This is a genomic window from Campylobacter sp. B0100352/1 (assembly GCF_020135855.1).
GTDB lineage: Bacteria > Campylobacterota > Campylobacteria > Campylobacterales > Campylobacteraceae > Campylobacter_D > Campylobacter_D taeniopygiae.
This window is the reverse complement of record NZ_JACHTP010000016.1, coordinates 1-17,940: the sequence shown is the minus strand read 5'-3', so window position 1 is coordinate 17,940 and position 17,940 is coordinate 1. Positions and strand designations below refer to the sequence as shown.

The 17,940-nt window shown below is 29.1% G+C and carries 26 protein-coding genes; 19 read left to right on the top strand and 7 right to left on the bottom strand.

Translation table 11 applies throughout. The features are described from left to right. Positions 1-2 precede the first annotated feature (2 nt). From H2279_RS05765 to H2279_RS05675, 19 genes are all read left to right on the top strand, one after another. Complete coding sequence (locus tag H2279_RS05765) at positions 3-746, top strand: 7-carboxy-7-deazaguanine synthase QueE (protein WP_337195886.1); 744 nt, start codon at positions 3-5, stop codon at positions 744-746. Next, positions 743-1,324 carry a 6-pyruvoyl trahydropterin synthase family protein gene (locus tag H2279_RS05760; RefSeq protein WP_337195885.1) on the top strand — a complete coding sequence of 194 codons (582 nt, stop codon included), beginning with the start codon at positions 743-745 and terminating at the stop codon, positions 1,322-1,324. The genes H2279_RS05765 and H2279_RS05760 overlap by 4 nt, the downstream gene beginning before the upstream one ends. Beyond that, positions 1,324-1,749: a cytochrome c gene (locus H2279_RS05755; protein ID WP_337195884.1), complete on the top strand. Its 426-nt coding sequence runs from the start codon at positions 1,324-1,326 to the stop codon at positions 1,747-1,749. Before H2279_RS05760 ends, H2279_RS05755 begins: the two co-directional genes overlap by 1 nt. A gap of 2 nt (positions 1,750-1,751) precedes the next feature. Beyond that, the gene (locus H2279_RS05750; protein ID WP_137624066.1) at positions 1,752-2,159 is read left to right on the top strand and encodes a hypothetical protein; all 408 of its coding nucleotides are present in this window, start codon (positions 1,752-1,754) and stop codon (positions 2,157-2,159) included. 1 nt (position 2,160) lies between these two features. Continuing rightward, positions 2,161-2,817, top strand: a complete 657-nt coding sequence (locus H2279_RS05745) for a 16S rRNA (uracil(1498)-N(3))-methyltransferase (protein ID WP_337195883.1) — start codon at positions 2,161-2,163, stop codon at positions 2,815-2,817. Positions 2,818-2,895: 78 nt separating this feature from the next. Further along, a complete protein-coding gene (gene rpmE / locus H2279_RS05740) occupies positions 2,896-3,096 on the top strand; it encodes a 50S ribosomal protein L31 (protein ID WP_137624064.1) in 201 nt (66 codons plus the stop codon). A 2-nt stretch (positions 3,097-3,098) separates the two neighbouring features. Further along, positions 3,099-3,923 (top strand): 16S rRNA (cytidine(1402)-2'-O)-methyltransferase, encoded by an 825-nt coding sequence (rsmI, locus tag H2279_RS05735; protein ID WP_337195882.1) that lies wholly within the window; start codon positions 3,099-3,101, stop codon positions 3,921-3,923. Positions 3,924-3,937: 14 nt separating this feature from the next. After that, positions 3,938-4,621: a 23S rRNA (guanosine(2251)-2'-O)-methyltransferase RlmB gene (gene rlmB, locus H2279_RS05730; RefSeq protein ID WP_137624062.1), complete on the top strand. Its 684-nt coding sequence runs from the start codon at positions 3,938-3,940 to the stop codon at positions 4,619-4,621. Beyond that, entirely contained in the window at positions 4,614-5,552 is a 939-nt protein-coding gene (locus tag H2279_RS05725) for a hypothetical protein (RefSeq protein ID WP_337195881.1), read from the top strand. Before rlmB ends, H2279_RS05725 begins: the two co-directional genes overlap by 8 nt. Continuing rightward, positions 5,546-6,352, top strand: a complete 807-nt coding sequence (locus H2279_RS05720; protein WP_137624060.1) for a hypothetical protein — start codon at positions 5,546-5,548, stop codon at positions 6,350-6,352. Before H2279_RS05725 ends, H2279_RS05720 begins: the two co-directional genes overlap by 7 nt. A 9-nt stretch (positions 6,353-6,361) precedes the next feature. Continuing rightward, positions 6,362-7,564, top strand: coding sequence for an LL-diaminopimelate aminotransferase (locus H2279_RS05715; RefSeq protein WP_337195880.1), 1,203 nt, complete (start codon positions 6,362-6,364; stop codon positions 7,562-7,564). Between the two features lie 3 nt (positions 7,565-7,567). Further along, positions 7,568-8,815, top strand: coding sequence for a homoserine dehydrogenase (locus tag H2279_RS05710; protein WP_337195879.1), 1,248 nt, complete (start codon positions 7,568-7,570; stop codon positions 8,813-8,815). Next, positions 8,816-9,154, top strand: coding sequence for a YraN family protein (locus H2279_RS05705; RefSeq protein ID WP_337195878.1), 339 nt, complete (start codon positions 8,816-8,818; stop codon positions 9,152-9,154). A 53-nt stretch (positions 9,155-9,207) separates the two neighbouring features. Beyond that, the gene (gene trxA / locus H2279_RS05700; RefSeq protein ID WP_137624056.1) at positions 9,208-9,522 is read left to right on the top strand and encodes a thioredoxin; all 315 of its coding nucleotides are present in this window, start codon (positions 9,208-9,210) and stop codon (positions 9,520-9,522) included. 130 nt (positions 9,523-9,652) lie between these two features. Further along, positions 9,653-10,591, top strand: a complete 939-nt coding sequence (gene trxB, locus H2279_RS05695) for a thioredoxin-disulfide reductase (RefSeq protein WP_337195877.1) — start codon at positions 9,653-9,655, stop codon at positions 10,589-10,591. A 322-nt stretch (positions 10,592-10,913) separates the two neighbouring features. Then, positions 10,914-11,120 (top strand): YqaE/Pmp3 family membrane protein, encoded by a 207-nt coding sequence (locus H2279_RS05690; RefSeq protein ID WP_337195876.1) that lies wholly within the window; start codon positions 10,914-10,916, stop codon positions 11,118-11,120. After that, positions 11,117-11,440: an outer membrane protein assembly factor BamE domain-containing protein gene (gene bamE / locus H2279_RS05685; RefSeq protein WP_337195875.1), complete on the top strand. Its 324-nt coding sequence runs from the start codon at positions 11,117-11,119 to the stop codon at positions 11,438-11,440. Before H2279_RS05690 ends, bamE begins: the two co-directional genes overlap by 4 nt. Positions 11,441-11,649: 209 nt before the next feature. Further along, entirely contained in the window at positions 11,650-12,072 is a 423-nt protein-coding gene (locus tag H2279_RS05680; protein ID WP_337195874.1) for a hypothetical protein, read from the top strand. Positions 12,073-12,089: 17 nt separating this feature from the next. Then, complete coding sequence (locus H2279_RS05675) at positions 12,090-12,272, top strand: hypothetical protein (protein ID WP_337195873.1); 183 nt, start codon at positions 12,090-12,092, stop codon at positions 12,270-12,272. A gap of 152 nt (positions 12,273-12,424) precedes the next feature. On the opposite strand, the gene H2279_RS05670 is transcribed toward H2279_RS05675, so the two are convergent. The 7 genes from H2279_RS05670 to fabD all read right to left on the bottom strand — a co-directional run bounded on the left by H2279_RS05670 (position 12,425) and on the right by fabD (position 17,916). Beyond that, positions 12,425-13,882: a DASS family sodium-coupled anion symporter gene (locus H2279_RS05670; protein WP_337195872.1), complete on the bottom strand. Its 1,458-nt coding sequence runs from the start codon at positions 13,880-13,882 to the stop codon at positions 12,425-12,427. Between the two features lie 106 nt (positions 13,883-13,988). Further along, positions 13,989-14,393, bottom strand: a complete 405-nt coding sequence (gene ybeY / locus H2279_RS05665) for an rRNA maturation RNase YbeY (protein WP_137624053.1) — start codon at positions 14,391-14,393, stop codon at positions 13,989-13,991. Further along, positions 14,390-15,004, bottom strand: coding sequence for a recombination protein RecO (gene recO / locus H2279_RS05660; protein WP_337195871.1), 615 nt, complete (start codon positions 15,002-15,004; stop codon positions 14,390-14,392). The genes ybeY and recO overlap by 4 nt, the downstream gene beginning before the upstream one ends. A gap of 24 nt (positions 15,005-15,028) precedes the next feature. Then, positions 15,029-15,550, bottom strand: a complete 522-nt coding sequence (locus tag H2279_RS05655; protein WP_337195870.1) for an isochorismatase family cysteine hydrolase — start codon at positions 15,548-15,550, stop codon at positions 15,029-15,031. A 7-nt stretch (positions 15,551-15,557) separates the two neighbouring features. Beyond that, the gene (locus H2279_RS05650; protein ID WP_137624050.1) at positions 15,558-16,313 is read right to left on the bottom strand and encodes an ATP-binding protein; all 756 of its coding nucleotides are present in this window, start codon (positions 16,311-16,313) and stop codon (positions 15,558-15,560) included. Beyond that, positions 16,310-16,996 carry a 5'-methylthioadenosine/adenosylhomocysteine nucleosidase gene (locus H2279_RS05645; protein ID WP_137624049.1) on the bottom strand — a complete coding sequence of 229 codons (687 nt, stop codon included), beginning with the start codon at positions 16,994-16,996 and terminating at the stop codon, positions 16,310-16,312. The genes H2279_RS05650 and H2279_RS05645 overlap by 4 nt, the downstream gene beginning before the upstream one ends. Then, positions 16,993-17,916, bottom strand: a complete 924-nt coding sequence (fabD, locus tag H2279_RS05640; protein ID WP_337195904.1) for an ACP S-malonyltransferase — start codon at positions 17,914-17,916, stop codon at positions 16,993-16,995. The genes H2279_RS05645 and fabD overlap by 4 nt, the downstream gene beginning before the upstream one ends. Positions 17,917-17,940: the final 24 nt, after the last annotated feature.

Genomic DNA, 17,940 nt, shown 5'->3' with positions numbered 1-17,940 from the left:
GTTTGCAAATCGTTGAGACTTTTTTAAGCGTCCAAGGAGAGGGTAAATATAGCGGAAAGTTAGCTATTTTTGTCCGTTTTGCAGGTTGTAATTTTAATTGCAGCGGTTTTGGGGTTGAAATCAAAAAAGATGGAAAAATTCTTAAAGGTTGCGATACCATAAGGGCTGTTTTTACTCAAGAATTCAAAGAAAAATATAAAAATCTAAGTGCGGATGAAATTTTTAATCAAATAATAAAACTTAAAGATAAATTTAATCCTATAGTTGTAATTACCGGCGGAGAGCCTTTGATCCATCATCAAAATTCTGAATTCATTATTTTGATCAAATCCTTATTAAAAGCGAATTTTGAAATTCACTTTGAAAGCAATGGTAGTATAGAGATTGATTTTTCAAAATATCCTTTTTATAAAGAATGTATTTTTGCCTTAAGTGTTAAATTGGAAAATAGCGGAGTAGATCGTAATAAGCGTTTAAATTTTAAAGCTCTTAAATCATTTAAAGATAATGCTAAAGATAGTTTTTATAAATTTGTATTGGATGTAAATACGCTAAATAACTCTTTGGAAGAAATTTTAGAAATTTTAAAAGAGGCTCCTAATGAAGTTTTTTGTATGCCTATGGGGGAAAATCAGATGAATTTAGACAAAAATGCAAAAAAAATTGCTGAATTTTGTATTAAGAATGGATATAATTATTCTGATAGAATTCATATTCGTTTATGGAATGATAAAGAGAGTGTATGATTATTAGAAAATTATTTGAATTTGAAAACGCCCATATTGTTAGATTTTGTTCTTCAAAACGTTGTAAAAGTAGCATACATGGACATTCTTACAAGGTTGAAGTTTTGCTTGAAAGTCGATATTTGGATAATGCAGGAATGGTTTATGATTTTGGGCTTTTAAAAACTTATATACGCCAGATTATTGATAGTTTTGATCATGCTATTACGCTTTTTAATCAAGATGATCAATCTTATTTACAAGAAATGAAAAAATATTCTCAAAGATGGATTACTTTGCCTGTTAATGTGAGTGCGGAAAATTTTTGTCGCGTGTTTTTTATACTCATTGATGCTTTGCTTAAGCAAACAAAGATGGTTAATGGAGAACAAGGTGTGAATTTGCAAAGTATTATAGTTCATGAAACAAGAACAGGTTACGCTCAAGCTTTTAAAGACGATGCTTATTCAGATATTTTGCCAAAAATTTCTCTTGATGATATTGAATTTTCAGCAGCCATTAAAGCAGAATGGAATGATATAGATTTTTATGATAAATTAAAAAATTTGCATATTTTTACAAATCCTAAGGAGATCTAATGGGCAAAATTTTAACTATTTTTATAAGTTTTTTTATCGTTTTATCGATCAGTGCTTGCGGTGATAATGATGAGTTAAATTCTAAAAAACAAAATTCTACAGAAGATAAAGTTGAGTTAGAAAAAAGCGATGAATCAACCCAATTAAGTGATACAAATTTACCTTTGCCTGTGGATGATGAATCAGATAATTTTAATACATCCTATAATGCAAATTCTAGTGTTATAGGTTCTTTATATAAACAAAAATGCGCTAGTTGTCATGGAGAAAAAGGAGAATTAAGGCCTAAAAAAAGTGTAGCTATTAGAAATTTAAGTTTTGAGAATTGGACTTTGAAAATTCAAAAATTAAAAGATGATTCTCATGCTTTTTTAACAAAAGAACAAAGCGATAATTTAGCAAAATATATCATTAAGGTAAAATAATCATGGAACAAAGTTATCATTTTTTTCTAGCCTTACATCTTTATAGTCTATATGCGAGTGGTTTTTTAATGTTTTTTTACTTGATTTTAACTCAAGGCAATTTTAAAACAGAATTCATTTTTATCCGTAGAATTAGATTATTTTTACCCATATATAATACTTTTTTAGCTTTTATGCTTTTTACAGGCCTTTTGCTTTTAGCTATGAAAAAATTTCAAATGAATTTACATTTTTGGCTAATGATTGCATCTTGGATTTTAATTTTGGCTTTGGCAATTTTTCATTTTGTGCAGTTTAAAAAAGCTCGTAAAATAAGGCGTTATATTGCCTTTAGATGGGTGAGTTTTTTGATTTTATTTTGTGAAATGTTATTGTTATTTTTACCTTTTGTTTTAAAGAAATATTTATAAAATGCAATTTTTATATCATCAAAAAGCTGGTGAGGAAATTTTAAAATTAAAGGGTGAAGAATTTTCTCATCTGAAAGCAAGAAGGGTTAAAGAAAATGAAATATTAACCTTAAGAAATTTGGAGGATGAATTTGTATATGTTTATAAAATTTCTAATCTAGAGCGTCATTCTTGCGAGTTGCATTTTTTAAATAAGGAAAATAAAACAACGCACAAAAAATCCACTTTAAATTTAGCCTTAGCTGTGATAGATATTAAAATTTTAGAAAAAACCCTTCCTTTTTTAAATGAACTTGGGGTTGAAACTTTACATCTTGTTTTCACTGATTTTTCTCAAAGAAATTTCAAAATAGATTTAAGTCGTTTTGAAAAAATCATCGTTGCATCTTGTGAGCAATGCGGAAGAGAAAGTAAAATGAAAATACAAATTTATAATCATATAAAAGATTTTTATGAAAGATTTCCAGAAGCGGTTTTGGTTGATTTTGAAGGAGAAGTTAAGGAATTTGATTTGAATAAAATTTATTTTGTAGGTCCTGAAGGAGGATTTAGCCAAAGTGAAAAACAAATTTTTAAAGAAAAAATTGGATTAAAAGCTCCAAATATTCTTAAAAGTCAAACCGCCATTATATCAATTGCCTCAAAAATACTTCTTTAAAATTTACTTAAATTAATCTATTTTTTATATTATATTTACTATAATCACCGTTTATTGTTTTATTTTTAAGGAAAAGTTATGAAAAAAGAAATTCACCCAGAATATGTAGAATGTAAAGTTAGTTGTGCTTGTGGCAATACTTTTGTAACTAAGTCTAATAAAAATGAATTAAGAGTGGATATTTGTTCAAGTTGTCATCCTTTTTTTACAGGAAGTGAAAAAATAGTTGATGCTGCGGGTCGTGTAGAGAAATTTAAGAAAAAATACGCAATGCAATAATTATGCTCTATTTTATTCCTACCCCGATAGGAAATTTAGGCGATATATCTTTTCGTGCTTTAGAGCTTTTAAAGACTTGTGAAATTTTTTTCTGTGAAGATACAAGAGTAAGCAAGTCTTTACTTTTATCACTTTCTCATAAATTTCAAATTGATTTTAAAACTAAAAAAATGATCGCTTTTCATACTCACAATGAAAGGGAAATTTTAAAAAATCTAAATCCAGAAATTTTCTCCAAAAATGTAGCTTTTTTAAGTGATGCAGGTATGCCAGGTATTAGTGATCCAGGATATACTTTGGTTGATTTTGCTTTAAAAAATGGTATTGAATTTGAAGTTTTGCCAGGTGCAAATGCAGCTTTAGTCGCCCTTGTAAGTTCAGCTTTAAGTGAAAAAGAATTTGTTTTTATGGGTTTTTTGTCTAATAAAGGCAAAGAGCGTATAAAAGATATCCAAAGGGCTTTAAATCATCCTTATGCTAGCATCGTTTATGAATCGCCTAAGCGAATTTTATCTTTAGTGGAGCAAATTTCACTTATAGATGAAAATCGTGAAATTTTTGCAATAAAAGAAATTTCTAAAAAATTTGAAACCAAATTTAAAGGCAAGGCTAAAGAAGTTTTTGATAAATTAAAACAAGCAAATTTAAATGGAGAATGGGTGCTTGTCATCTCAAAAAATCATCAAAATTTAAATCATAATTCTTTATTGGAAAGTGATATTTTAGAACTTGATATTCCTTTAAAAGTCAAAAGCAAACTTCTAGCAAAAATTAACGGAAAAAATCCAAAAGAAATTTATGCAAAACTGCTTTTAAGTCAAAATTAGATAGAATCAAATTCATGATAGTTTATGGAAAACAAATATTTTTTTACATTTTAGAGCATCATAAGGATTTGATTAAAGAACTTTATTTGGCTAAAGAATGTGATAAAGAAATTTTTAAAAAGATTGCAAATTTTGGATTTAAAATTAAAAAACTTGATTTTAAAACAGCTCAAGCTTATGCTAGAGGCGGAAATCATCAAGGTTTTTTGCTTGATATCGAAGAATATCAATTTAAAGAATTAAATTCCTTGAAAAAAAGCGATTTTATAGCCATACTCTGTGGTATTAGTGATGTTGGAAATATAGGATCCATAGCAAGAACCGCATATGCTTTAGGTGTTGGTGGAATTGTTTTTATCGGAGAAAGATTGAATATGGAAGGAGTGATACGCACAAGCAGCGGTGCGGCTTTAGATCTTGATATCGCTTTAAATGGTGATATTTTATCGGTTATAAATGAGTTAAAGCAGGTGGGATTTAAAATTTTTGCCAGTGCAAATGGGGGAAAAGAAATTCATGATTTTAAATTTGAAAAAAACAAAAAAGCTCTCATTTTAGGAAGCGAGGGTTTAGGATTGAGTCAAAAAATAATAAATAAATGCGATGAATGCGTGGGTATAGAGATGAAACATGATTTTGATAGTCTTAATGTCAGCGCAGCTTTTGCAATACTTTGTGATAGGATGATAAATGCTTAATTGGAAAAAAAATGAAGATTTGAATTTAAAAGAAGTTGTGGATAAAACACAAATTGAACTTGATTTTTTAAATGCCTTAATTAAAAAAGATTTTTCAACTTTACATCGTTTTAATGTAAAAGGTTTTATAAAAATTTTGAGTCGAGAATATGATCTTGATTTTACTGATTTTAATGAAGAGTATGAAGCTTATTTAAATGAAAATAATTTAAATACGATTAAAAACAATAATATAAAAATTGCAACCCCAAAGCTTGATGCTTATCATCAAAAATCAACCAATTTTGGTGTTTTGATCGTGCTTTGTATTGTGGCTATTATCCTAGCTTTAGGGATTTATTATTTTGACGCGATTAAAGTTTTTTTTAAAAATGAACAAAATAATTCTAGCCCAGCAGTTGTAGATATCATAGGACAAGCACAAAACAATTTAAAATCTTTAGAAAGTAATGTAGTTGTAATCGATAACAAGGCTAAAGAAAAATCAGATGAAAACACAAGTTCTGAAATTGTATCTAATGAACAAGATATTCAAGAGCAAGAACAAAATATAACTCAAGAAACAGATGAAAATACAACGATAGAAAATAATACAACTGTCGAGGATGTCAAACCTGAAGAACAAAATACCCCGATAGAAAGTGTTAATAAAAATGCTTATTTTAAAATTTCTACTAAAACTTGGATTGGTGTTATTGAGTTACAAAAATATAAAAAAACAAGTTTTGTAAAAAGTCAAGATTTTACTCTTCCTTTGGATACTGATCAGTTGATTTTAACAGGTCCTTCTGCTTTAAGTGTTATTGATGAAAATAATAAAGAACATCAATTCCCAATAGGTAATCCTAAGCGTTTTTTGATTAAAGATGGTAAAATCAAAAGTATTTCTTTGAGTGAATTTATGAAGCTTAACAAAGGTAGAGAATGGTAAGAATAGTTTTTCTTTTTTTATTTTTTATACAGACAGCTTTTGCGGTTTCAAGTTTGGAATTGGCTCAAAATTTAGTCAATGATGCCAGTAAAAATTCTCAACTCAAGCTTTTGTTTGCAAATTCTTCTTATTTAGATAATAAGGGAAATTTGGATATTGCCAAAATTTCAAGAGTTTTAAAAATTAACTCTTTGCTTAATTTAAATTTATCCAATTCTCAAACTTTAAAATTAAATTTTAGAGCTAAAGCTGATTCGGTTGTTTTTTTTAAAATTTTATCCGATGCTTTGATTGAAGGTGGGTATGTTTATTTTATTCCTACGGAATTAATTTTACATGAGGGAAATATCGATTATACAGTGCAAGTTGATTCTCAATATATATTAGATCCAGGAACTTTGTACAGATTATTGAAAAAAAATTCAGTTTATATAGATAATATCAAACAAATAGGACCTTATTTTTATCAATATGATTTAAATTTTGATAATGCAAAATTAGACACTAATGTCAATATCGCTTTAAATTCTTTAACTGTTTTGGAAAGACCTCTTAAGGATTATATTTTCACGACCAAAAATGCTTCTAAACTAATTATAGATGCAAATGATGCTGATTTTTGGTTCCCTAAAGTATTATTTTTGGATAAAAATCTTAATTTGATTAAAAGCATAAAAAATAATGAACAAAATAACCATTTTGAAGAATTCATTCCAAGTGGATCGGTTTATGTTATCGTGAGCGATATGTATAGTTTGGATAATATCCGCAGAGGTTTAAAAGTGCTTTTGAAAAAATAAAGGAAAAAAATGTTTGATGAAATTCGTTTTAACACTATAGAAAGATTACCTAATTATGTTTTTGCTGAAGTTAATGCGATAAAAATGAATGAAAGGCGTTTAGGGAAAGATATCATTGATTTTTCTATGGGAAACCCAGATGGAAAAACTCCGCAGCATATTATTGATAAATTATGCGAAAGTGCCAACAAAGATAAAACCTCAGGATATTCTGCTTCGATTGGAATTTTTAAATTAAGATTAGCAATTTGTGATTGGTATAAAAGAAAATATAATGTTAGTCTTGATCCTGAAAGTGAAGTTGTTGCTACTATGGGTTCTAAAGAAGGATTTGTTAATCTTGCTAGAGCGGTGATTAATCCAGGTGATGTAGCTATAGTCCCAACTCCTGCTTACCCTATACACACTCAAGCTTTTATAATAGCTGGGGGCAATGTGGTTAAAATGCCTTTAGCTTATAATGATCAATTTGAATTAGATGAGGATAAATTCTTTCAAATTTTAAACACAACCTTGCAAGAAAGTGTTCCAAGACCTAAATATTTAGTCGTTAATTTTCCACATAATCCTACAACAGTCACTTGTGAAAAAAGTTTTTATGAAAGATTAGTTCAAATTGCAAAAAAAGAAAGATTTTATATTATTTCAGATATCGCCTATGCTGATTTAACATACAATTCCTACAAAACTCCTTCAATTTTAGAAATTGATGGTGCTAAGGATATAGCTGTGGAAACTTATACCCTTTCAAAATCTTACAATATGGCCGGTTGGAGAGTTGGATTTGTCGTAGGAAATAAGCGTTTAATCAGTGCTTTGAAAAAAATTAAATCTTGGTTTGATTATGGGATGTACACTCCTATACAAGTAGCAGCAACGGTTGCATTAAATTCCGATCAAAGCTGTGTTGAAAATATCAGATTAAATTATGAAAAAAGAATGCAGGTTTTAATCGAATCTTTTTCTAATATAGGTTGGAATTTATCTAAACCTAATGCAAGTATGTTTGTTTGGGCTAAACTTCCACCTCAAAAAGCTCATTTAAAAAGTTTAGAATTTTCAAAGCAACTTTTACAAGAAGCCAATGTGGCTGTTAGTCCAGGGGTTGGCTTTGGAGAAGCGGGTGATGATTATGTGCGTATCGCTTTAATTGAAAATGAAAATCGCATACGACAAGCTGCGAGAAATATAAAAAAATATCTTAAAGAATAATTAATGAAAGTAGCGATTTTAGGTTATGGAACTGTAGGCAGTGCAGTTGTTAAAACTTTATTGGAAAATCAAAAAATCATTAAGGCAAGATGTGGGCAGGATATTATTCCTGTAATTGCTTTAGCAAAAACTCCAAAAAATAATGCTTTAATTCCAGTAACAACGGATTTTAATGAAATTTTAAACCGAAATGATATCGATGTTTTTGTTGAAGTCATGGGCGGAATTGATAAACCTTTTGAACTTATAAGTGAAATTTTAAAAAAAGGAAAAAGCGTTGTAACGGCTAATAAAGCTTTATTAGCTTATCATCGTTACGAGCTTGAAAATTTGGCTAAAAATTTAGCTTTTGGATATGAAGCTAGTGTGGCTGGCGGTATTCCGATTATTAAAGTTTTAAAAGAGGGCTTGAGCGCTAATAATATAATAGGCATAAAAGGTATTTTAAATGGAACTTGCAATTATATTTTAACTTGTATGCAGCAAGGAATGGATTTTAACAATGCCTTAAAAAAAGCCCAAGAGTTAGGTTATGCTGAATCGGATCCAAGTTTTGATATACAAGGTAAAGATGCAGCCCATAAACTTTTAATCTTAGCCAGTATCGCTTATCATCTTGATGCTAAACCTGAAGATATTTTAATCGAGGGTATTGAAAATATAGGATCTGAAGATATGTATTTTGCTAAAGAGTTTGATTTTACAATTAAGCTTTTAGGCATTGCTAAGTTAAAAAATTCTTGCGTGGAATTAAGAATTCATCCTACCATGATCAGCAAAGATAAAATCCTTTCAAAAGTAGATGGAGTGATGAATGCGATTTCCATTGAAGGAGATTTGTTAGGAGAGAGCTTGTATTATGGAGCTGGTGCCGGAGGAATGGCAACTGCAAGTGCGGTTATTTCAGATCTTATTGATATTGCAAAAGAAAATCTTAAATCACCTATGTTAGGTTTTAGAAAAAATATCGAATTTAAACTTTTAAAACAAGAGGAAATTTATACAAAATATTATTTAAGAATTAAAGTTGAAGATAGAATAGGTGTATTGTCTGAAATTACACAGCTTATGTCTAAAAATTTAATTTCAATAGATAGTTTTTTACAAAAATCTAAAAAAAATGAAAATCATGCTACTTTATTCTTTACTACGCATTTTACTTATGAAAAAAGTATCAAAGCTTTGCTTGAAATATTGGAAAAACAAGACTTCATTAAAGATAAACCTTTTATGATGCGTATAGAAGAATAAATGGGATTAAAAGCTTATCTTGATGGCATCAAAGGAGAAGATAAGGCTTGTATTTTTTTAAAAAAGCATAATTTTACTATTTTAGAAAGAAATTTTCACTCCAAATTTGGCGAAATTGATATTATTGCTATAAAAGATGATGTATTGCATTTTATAGAAGTTAAATTCACTCAAAATAATTATGATGTTTATGAACGTTTTGATTATAATAAATATCAAAAAATCATCAAAACTATTGAAGTTTATCTTTTAAAAAAAAGATTAAATCATGATTTTCAAGTTGATCTAATTTGCATTAAGGATAATATAATAGAATTTATTCAAAATATTAGTTTTTAAGCTGATATTTAAAAAAATAAATTAAAATTAGATAAAACTACGAAAGGAAAAAAATGGGAAAGTATATAGAATTAACTTCTGAAAATTTTTCACAAGTAAAAGAAGGTGTTGCTTTAGTTGACTTTTGGGCTCCTTGGTGTGGGCCTTGCAGAATGCTTGCTCCTGTGATTGATGAACTTGCAAATGATTTTGATGGAAAGGCAAAAATTTGCAAAATCAATACAGATGAACAAGGTGATTTAGCAGCAGAATACGGAGTAAGATCAATTCCTACTTTGATATTTTTTAAAAATGGAGAGGTTGTAGATCAACTTGTAGGCGCACAGTCAAAACAAGCTATTACTGATAAACTTAATTCTCTACTTTAATCTTAAAAAGCTGGCATATGCTAGCTTTTTTCAAATTTCAAATTTATACTAAATAATAATTTTTATTATCTACTATTAAGAATAATTTTTATATTATTACTGATAAAAAATAAAAATAAAAGGAAATTATATGTTAGATTTAGCAATTATAGGTGGAGGCCCTGCTGGTCTTAGTGCCGGTCTTTACGCGACTCGTGGCGGCTTAAAAAATGTAGTGATGTTTGAAAAAGGTATGCCAGGGGGGCAAATTACTTCAAGTTCCGAAATTGAAAATTATCCAGGTGTGGCACAAGTTATGGATGGGATTTCTTTTATGGCTCCTTGGAATGAACAATGTATGCGTTTTGGACTTAAACATGAAATGGTTGGTGTAGAACAAATTTTGCAAAACGATGATAAAACTTTTACGATTAAATTAGAAGGCGGAAAAACACAAACAGCAAAAGCTGTAATTGTTTGCACAGGATCAGCTCCTAAAAGAGCCGGTTTTAAAGGAGAAGACGAATTTTTTGGAAAAGGAGTGAGTACTTGCGCAACATGTGATGGATTTTTCTACAAAAATAAAGAAGTTGCGGTTTTAGGTGGCGGTGATACGGCATTAGAAGAATCTTTATATCTTGCTAATATCTGCTCTAAAGTCTATCTTATCCATCGTAGAGATGAATTTAGAGCTGCTCCTTCAACAGTTGAAAAAGTTAAGAAAAATGAGAAAATCGAATTGATTACTAGTGCAAGTATTGATGAGGTTTATGGCGATAAAATGGGAGTGAGTGGAGTAAAAGTAAAATTAAAAGATGGCAATATTAGAGATTTAAAAGTTCCAGGAATTTTTACTTTTGTTGGTTTAAATGTAAGAAATGAAATTTTAAAGCAAGACAACGGTCAATTTTTATGTGCTATGGAGGAAGGCGGTCAAGTAAGTGTTGATCTTAAAATGCAAACAAATATCTCAGGACTTTTTGCTGCAGGAGATTTGAGAAAAGATGCTCCTAAGCAAGTCATTTGTGCTGCAGGAGATGGTGCTATAGCTGCACTTAGTGCTATGGCTTATATAGAAAGCTTGCATTAATTTTTTTAGGTTAGAAAATTTCTAACCTAATTCGATAATTATAAAAATTTCCTTTCAAATATAAAAATTTATTTTAAAAAAATAATTTAAAATTTTTATATCAATACAGAAGTGTTATTTTAAATATTTAACATCATTTTAATTTCATTATTTAATAAATCAATTCATCAAATTTTATACTAAAAATTCACTGAGAAATCTAATTAATTTATTATTGAGTAATTCATATGAGAATAATTTTATATGTAATATTTTTTAATTTCAGTATAAATTAATAGGGGGGGGGGATATAATTTTTTTGAATTTAATTTAAGGAGAAAGAATGAGACTAATCATTTGTATTTTGTTACCTTGGCTTGGTTTTTTTACCATAGGAAAACCTTTTTCTGCAATTATATGTTTTATTTTGCAAATCACTCTTATTGGCTGGATACCTGCTATGGTTTGGGCTGTATATGCTCTTAATCAATATAAAACAGATAAAAAAATTGCAAAAATTTTAAAAGAACAAGATAAGGGGAATCAATGAAGTATTTATTATATATTGTTTTAGCTTTTATTTTAAGTGCTTGTTACCAAAAAGGTTTGGAAGTTAATCAAGATAAATTAAATTCTATTGTTATAGGAAAGAGTACGCAAGAAGATGTGGAAAAAATCATAGGTTATCCTGTAAGAAAAACAAGTTTGGGTAATAAAGAGGTATGGTATTACGATTTTACTAGAATTTCTTCTCTTCCTGGATTTGATAAAGACGAAAGTACAGTTTTTGAATTTAATAAAAAAGGTATAGTGATTAAAAAATATAAAACTACAGGTTCTGGAAACTCAAATCCTTTATTAGGTAGTTAATTTAAATAAAAAATGCACAACAAAGGAAGAAGTCAGAAAGAGAAGTGATCTTTACTCTAAAAGTAAAAAGGTTTTTATAGAAAAAGAAGAAATTGTCAATAAAAACAATAAATTATTTAGAGTAAAGACGCAAACATCAATAAGTCCAGATGGAGAAGAAGAAATCATCAAGACTGAAACATACCAAATTACTAGATAAAGGAAGAAAAATGAAAAAAATCTTATTTGCGATAGTTGCAGTGTTTTTTATTGCTTGTGGTGGAGATAAACTTGTTAAATTTGAATACGAAAAAGGAAATAAAGAATTATTTGAAAAGGCAAATAATCTTATTAAAGAAAAATATCCTGATTCTAATTTTTACTCATGGAAATCGCTAGAAAATATTTCAAGTATCGATAATGCAAAGCAAATTTACAATAAAATTGAAAATTATGTTTATGGAAGCAAACAAGAATATTTCAAAAATGATGAAACACATTATAGTAATTATATCTTGCTAGAAAAAAATGGAAGATATAGAATTTTAGTAGTGGAATGTTCCAAAGCAAGTAAATATAAAAATCCTTTTGGATTAGTAATAAACAATCCTGAACGTTGCAATATAAATGAAATGCTAATCAGACAAAAATAAATCAATAAAGAAATAAAATGAATGAATTAGCTATTTCTGAATTGCCTTCAAATTGGATAGATACCATAAGCTATACAATAGAAAATACAGTATCGCCTATGTTTCAAGGCGTCCATAACGCTTTGTTTAGTGGAATGGGAGCAAGTATTTTTGTAATCTATTGTAATATGGCTTTTAAGATAAACGCAAAAATTTTATAGTAATTAATAAGTAAAAATAGATAAATATATTAGCTATATTTTATTATAAAAATTCTTCTAAATATTACAATTCAATCAGGCAAGATAAAATAATGAAAGAGATAAAATAATAAAACAAGTGATTTTCTCCAACAAAGGAGAAAAATTAATTTTTAATGAAAGTTAAGATGAGGCATTATAAATCCGATCCAAGGAATTCCTACAAGAAAATAAATTGCCATGTAAATTACAGCAAATATTCCACCCAGTAAGAAAAATTGAGGTCCTTTGATGTAATTACTTCCAAACCATAAAGGAGAGGAGCCTGTTCCATAAGGAGTGATAATACCCATAAAGCCCATCGGTAATGTAAGTATTAGCATAACTTCTGCCGGATTTGCACCTTTAATAGAGCTAGCTAAAGATACAAAAACAGCGATGATAGCTGTAACATAAGCAGTTCCTGAAGCGAAGAAATATCTAAGCCAAGAAAATAACATCAAAAGTAAAATAGTGGCAATGAACGGTTCAAAACCTGAAAGTCTATGTCCTAAAGAATTAGCTAAATAATCCAAAAATCCGACATTTTTAAGCCCACCTGCCATTGTAACAAGGGTTGCGAACCATACAAGAGTATTCCAAGCTGGTTTATTGCCTAAAAAATCTTGCCAAGTAATTATTTTACAAGCTATCATTAAAATGATCATGATTAAAGCTGTAGTTGTGGCATTGATTTTAAAAAAGCTTGATCCAACCCAAAGCACTAATCCAATAAGGGCAATAAGAAGCATAAAAATTTGAGAAGTTGGCATCTTTCCTAGAGCTTGATATTTTTCATTTGCCCAAATAGCTATTTCTTTTGATCCTTTAACTTCTGGTGGGTATATAAAATATCCCAAAATTGGAGTAATAACAAAAAGTATTAAACCTACTGGTAAAAAGGCTAAAAACCAACTAAGCCAATCTACAACCATAACTCCATTTTTAGAGATCAAAGAGAGGGCAAGTGGGTTTGGAGCTTGACCTGTAAGAAAAATAGAACTCGTAAGACAAGAACTTGCTAGACCCATCCATACAAGATAAGCACCGATTTTTCTAGGATTTTTATCCGCATAACTTTCAAACATAGGAGAGATATTGCTGACTATAGGATAAACCGTTCCTCCGCTTCTTGCAGCATTACTAGGAATGAAAGGAGCTAAAATCAAATCCACTATAGCAATAGCATAACCTAAACCCAAGGTAGATTTTCCAAGTTTTGAAACGAGATAAAGGGCTAATCTTTCGCCTAACCCTGTTTTTGAAAAACCAAGTCCTATGGTAAAAGCAGCAAAAATAAGCCAAACTACAGAATCAGAAAATCCTGATAATCCCCATTTTATTGCAACAGAATCTTTAATAATGGTTTCTATGTTATTAGAACCAACAGGTCCAACTTTAAATAAAACAGCTAGAGTAACAGCTATAATTCCGATTAATGCTGGAGCAATCGGTTCTAAAATCAAACCAATAATAAGGCCTATAAAAATACTAAAATAAAGCCAAGCATTAGAATTTAAACCTTCTGGAATTGGAATAAAATAAATAATTAATCCAACTATAAAAGGTGTCAAAAGTTTTACATAAAACATAATTATCCTTTTTAGAATATAAAAGCTAAATTATACCTTAAAAATCTTATAATTAAATTTTAAATTAATAGAATATTTATAAATAATTAAATTAAAAAATAAATTTTCAATCCATAGTTCTAATAATCAAACTCTTAGGCAATTTAAAATATTTTATAAGTTCTTCTTCTTTTTTTCGCATTTCTCCATTATCTTTTTCATGATCAAAACCTAATAAATGAAGCATGGCGTGAATAAATAACAAACTTATTTCTTCTTCATAGCTGTGTCCAAATTCTTTTGCTTTTTCTTTAGCTAGTTCTGTATTGATGACTATGGAACCTAGAGGGATATTTTCATCTATATTTTCAAGAGGGAAAGATAAAACATCAGTTGTTTTATTTTGATTTCTTTGACTTAGATTGATTTCTTGCATTTCCTGACTATCAACAAAAACAAGTTCAACATCTTTTGGGCTTAAAAAATTCGCTATTTTTTCTAAAAATTCATATTTTTCATCACTGAGTATCATAAACCTTCCTTGATTAAATTGTATAAATTTTGTATTTCCCTATCGTTAAAAATTCGACAATTTTTGTTTTCATAAAAATATTTAATTTTTTCTTCTTTAAATTCATATCCTAAGGCACAATGATTATGCGAAGGCAAAAAAGCCCTTATAAGGGTGATTTGATCTTGAATTTTTTCTTCACAAGAAAAACAAATAAAATCTTGGCGCAGCCGACCTTCAAATTCTAAAATTTTAAGATAAGCATCCACTATGACTCTTTTAGGATTTTGCTTTTCAAAGCGCTTAACACATTCTTCCAAAAGTAAAAAATAAAACTCTTCAATCGTTTCTGTATCTTTTAAATGGTTAAATAAAAGACGAATAAATTCCTGCCAAATAAACATTTTTTCTCTGTCTAAAATCCAAGAAAAATTTAAATGCAATACATCTTTAAGTCTTGGCAAAAAACTTGGATGCTCATCTAGGGAAAAATCAATTTTATATCCATTTAAAATGCTAGAATGTCTGAGTCCATAAAAACGATAAGTTTTTATGAATTTCTTTGGGCTTAAAATGGAAACAATCAAATCCTCATCTTTTACCTTTTGAGTATGAAGTATAAAACCTTGCATTTATCAACCAAATAAGAAATTAATTTATATTATTTTAACCCCATAGGCCTTAAGTAGGCAAAAGGCTGAATGTTCTAAATCATTATCAAAGCTGGCTGTAGAATTTTGATATAAGATAATCTTAGAATTAGGATTTGCACTAAAAGCTAAAATAATGTTAAAAAATACACAAATATGTGAAACAAGGCCGCAAAAATAAATTTCTTTATATGGATTTTGGTTGATAAAATTAGCAAATTCTAAACTACCAAAAGCATTTTTATAAAAAATTTTATGAGCTTTTTTTAAAAATGGATCAAATTCATCAGGCATTTTCCAACCAAAAGTATCTTTAATACAATGTTTTATAGGGAGGTTTAACCCTTCTTTGCTTTTTAAATAATTTTGATCATGTGTATCACAAGTGATGAGTAAATGTGTGGTATTAAAATCGATTTGATTTAGGTGATTAAGAATATTTTCTTTGATTTCTAAAGCTTTTTTAAAACCTAAGCTTCCGTTGATAAAATCATTTTGATAATCAACTATGACAAAAGCTTTTTCCATAGAGTTTTTATACTTGATTCATCCAAAAAGTTTCTGTATGTAAGTTAGAAAAGGCGGTTTTTAAGCTCGTAAAAAGTTTAGGATGCTCTTTTTCTAAATTTGCTAAAAGCTGTTTGGATTCTTCTCTTGCATGTGGAAATTTAACATTTTTTTCACTGAGTTTCATACCAGGACAAAACTCATTTCCTATAACCTGGAGTTCATTTTGTATTGCATTGTCTCTAAGTTGTCTTTCTCTAACAAAAATTAAAGGACGTATTACTGTTATACCACGTTTGCTTTTATAGATTGGAGCTAGGGTTCTTAAGGATCCATTGTGGATGAAATTCATAAAAAAACTCTCCGCTGCATCATCTAAATGATGGCCAATAGCAAGTTTATTAAAACCTTTTTCAAGAGCATAAGTATATAAAGCTCCGCGTCGCATTCTTGAAAAATAGCTACAAAAACTAGAATTTTCCCTTATAGTATCGCCAGATACCTCGTAGATATTAGAGTCAAGAATGCTATGTTTAATACCATGTTCTTCACAATGTGCATGTAATTGAGAATAATCTTCACCCATACCATAACTTAAAGTAACAGTTTCAAGATCAAATTTGAAAGGAGCGTGAGCTTGCATACGATTTAAAAGATGTGCTAAAGCTAAAGAATCTTTGCCCCCACTTAAGCCTAAAAGAACGCGATCACCATCCTTAATAAGCCCAAATTGAGCGTTTGCTTGAGCAACTTGTCGTATAAGCTTTTTGCTGAGGTTTATCATAATTTCTCACACATTTTAAGAACAAAATTAGCCGAAATCTTAGCAGAATTAATCACAAATTCATCAAAATCGAATTCAGCTTTTTCTCCAGCTTTATCACTCATAGCTCTTAAAATAAAACAAGGTATTTTTAAAGCATCACAAACTAAAGCAACACTAGCACCTTCCATTTCACAAGCATCCGCGTTAAAAATTTCTCTTATTTTTGCTTTTTTTGCTTCATCGCAGATAAATTCATCTCCAGTTGCAATGATTCCTGATTTTAGTTTGATATTTAATTCTTTTGCAACTTCTAAAGCAAGATTATTTAACTTCTCATCTGTTTTTATAAAAATTTCATTCCCAGGAACAAAACCAAGTGGATGTCCAAAAGCGGTTATATCAAGATCATATTGAGCTAATTGTGTAGCGTAGAGTAAGTCACCTATTTCTAATTCTGGATTAAAAGCACCTGCCACACCTGTAAAAAGTAAAATTTCAGCCCCAAATTTTTCAATCATTATGCTTGCACTTAAAGTTGAATTGACTTTTCCTATTTTAGAATAAGCTAAAATAAGTTCATGATTTTTATAATTTGCTAGATAATAAGTATTGTTTGCGTATTCAATACTTTTGTATTCTTTTAAAATTTCAAGTAAAGGGGTTATTTCCTCTGGCATTGCGCCTAAAATTGCTATTTTCATTTTATAACCTTTAAAAATTCATCAATATCGCTAAAATTAGTCAAAGAATAAGTTTCCTTAGAGCTTATTTTTTTGTTTAAACCTTTAAGAATGCCTGCACCAAATTCTATAAAGTAATCGATTTCATTTTCATAATTTTTAATACTTTGCTTATAAAGAACAGGAGAAATGAGTTGAGATTTGAGTAGTTTTAACGCTTGTTCTTTATCGGTATAAATTTTTGCATTTGCATTTGAAACTACAGCTTTAAAATTTGGTTTGAGTGTTTTTTCAAGCTCAATGCAAAGTTTTGATGAAGCATTTTCAAGTAAAGGACAATGACTTGCAACACTCATGTTTAAAAGCATTGCTCTTTTTGCCCCAGCTTTTTTAAATTCATTTTCGTAACTTATAAGATCAGGTTTTAAACCTGCTACAACAATTTGACCATCGCAGTTATAGTTTGCTGCAAATATTTTTTTATTTTCTTCTTGGGCTTTTTTGCAAATTTCTTCTACGATTTGATCATCCAATCCTAAAACAACCATCATTCCTGCTTCAATTTTAGAGCAATCTTCTTGCATGAAAAATCCTCTTTTATTAACCAAAGTAAGAGTTTGCAAAAATTCTAAAGCTCCATTTACGGCCAAAGCTGAAAATTCTCCTAAAGAATGACCTAGAGAAAATACAGCTTGTAAGTCTGGTTTTTGTTCGATTAAGGCTGTATAAGCCATCAAAGAATTTAATACAATAGCAGGTTGGGTAAATTCGCTCTTATTTAACTGATCATTTTCTTCAAAAAGCAAATGTTTAAAATCAATCTTACAAAAATCACTTGCACTTTCAAGGAGTTCTTTTGCATTTTTAGAATTTTCGTAAAAGCTTTTTCCCATTCCAGCGACTTGAGATCCTTGTCCTGGAAATATAAAGGCAATATTCATTAGTGACAACCACAACCTCCGCCA

What these genes read in the sequence shown, in the direction of transcription:
- H2279_RS05760 (WP_337195885.1), top strand. Translation starts at nt 743, where the DNA reads ATGATTATTAGAAAATTATTTGAATTTGAAAACGCCCATATTGTTAGA.
- H2279_RS05755 (WP_337195884.1), top strand. Translation starts at nt 1,324, where the DNA reads ATGGGCAAAATTTTAACTATTTTTATAAGTTTTTTTATCGTTTTATCG.
- H2279_RS05750 (WP_137624066.1), top strand. Translation starts at nt 1,752, where the DNA reads ATGGAACAAAGTTATCATTTTTTTCTAGCCTTACATCTTTATAGTCTA.
- H2279_RS05745 (WP_337195883.1), top strand. Translation starts at nt 2,161, where the DNA reads ATGCAATTTTTATATCATCAAAAAGCTGGTGAGGAAATTTTAAAATTA.
- rpmE (WP_137624064.1), top strand. Translation starts at nt 2,896, where the DNA reads ATGAAAAAAGAAATTCACCCAGAATATGTAGAATGTAAAGTTAGTTGT.
- rsmI (WP_337195882.1), top strand. Translation starts at nt 3,099, where the DNA reads ATGCTCTATTTTATTCCTACCCCGATAGGAAATTTAGGCGATATATCT.
- rlmB (WP_137624062.1), top strand. Translation starts at nt 3,938, where the DNA reads ATGATAGTTTATGGAAAACAAATATTTTTTTACATTTTAGAGCATCAT.
- H2279_RS05725 (WP_337195881.1), top strand. Translation starts at nt 4,614, where the DNA reads ATGCTTAATTGGAAAAAAAATGAAGATTTGAATTTAAAAGAAGTTGTG.
- H2279_RS05720 (WP_137624060.1), top strand. Translation starts at nt 5,546, where the DNA reads ATGGTAAGAATAGTTTTTCTTTTTTTATTTTTTATACAGACAGCTTTT.
- H2279_RS05715 (WP_337195880.1), top strand. Translation starts at nt 6,362, where the DNA reads ATGTTTGATGAAATTCGTTTTAACACTATAGAAAGATTACCTAATTAT.
- H2279_RS05710 (WP_337195879.1), top strand. Translation starts at nt 7,568, where the DNA reads ATGAAAGTAGCGATTTTAGGTTATGGAACTGTAGGCAGTGCAGTTGTT.
- H2279_RS05705 (WP_337195878.1), top strand. Translation starts at nt 8,816, where the DNA reads ATGGGATTAAAAGCTTATCTTGATGGCATCAAAGGAGAAGATAAGGCT.
- trxA (WP_137624056.1), top strand. Translation starts at nt 9,208, where the DNA reads ATGGGAAAGTATATAGAATTAACTTCTGAAAATTTTTCACAAGTAAAA.
- trxB (WP_337195877.1), top strand. Translation starts at nt 9,653, where the DNA reads ATGTTAGATTTAGCAATTATAGGTGGAGGCCCTGCTGGTCTTAGTGCC.
- H2279_RS05690 (WP_337195876.1), top strand. Translation starts at nt 10,914, where the DNA reads ATGAGACTAATCATTTGTATTTTGTTACCTTGGCTTGGTTTTTTTACC.
- bamE (WP_337195875.1), top strand. Translation starts at nt 11,117, where the DNA reads ATGAAGTATTTATTATATATTGTTTTAGCTTTTATTTTAAGTGCTTGT.
- H2279_RS05680 (WP_337195874.1), top strand. Translation starts at nt 11,650, where the DNA reads ATGAAAAAAATCTTATTTGCGATAGTTGCAGTGTTTTTTATTGCTTGT.
- H2279_RS05675 (WP_337195873.1), top strand. Translation starts at nt 12,090, where the DNA reads ATGAATGAATTAGCTATTTCTGAATTGCCTTCAAATTGGATAGATACC.
- H2279_RS05670 (WP_337195872.1), bottom strand. Translation starts at nt 13,882, where the DNA reads ATGTTTTATGTAAAACTTTTGACACCTTTTATAGTTGGATTAATTATT.
- ybeY (WP_137624053.1), bottom strand. Translation starts at nt 14,393, where the DNA reads ATGATACTCAGTGATGAAAAATATGAATTTTTAGAAAAAATAGCGAAT.
- recO (WP_337195871.1), bottom strand. Translation starts at nt 15,004, where the DNA reads ATGCAAGGTTTTATACTTCATACTCAAAAGGTAAAAGATGAGGATTTG.
- H2279_RS05655 (WP_337195870.1), bottom strand. Translation starts at nt 15,550, where the DNA reads ATGGAAAAAGCTTTTGTCATAGTTGATTATCAAAATGATTTTATCAAC.
- H2279_RS05650 (WP_137624050.1), bottom strand. Translation starts at nt 16,313, where the DNA reads ATGATAAACCTCAGCAAAAAGCTTATACGACAAGTTGCTCAAGCAAAC.
- H2279_RS05645 (WP_137624049.1), bottom strand. Translation starts at nt 16,996, where the DNA reads ATGAAAATAGCAATTTTAGGCGCAATGCCAGAGGAAATAACCCCTTTA.
- fabD (WP_337195904.1), bottom strand. Translation starts at nt 17,916, where the DNA reads ATGAATATTGCCTTTATATTTCCAGGACAAGGATCTCAAGTCGCTGGA.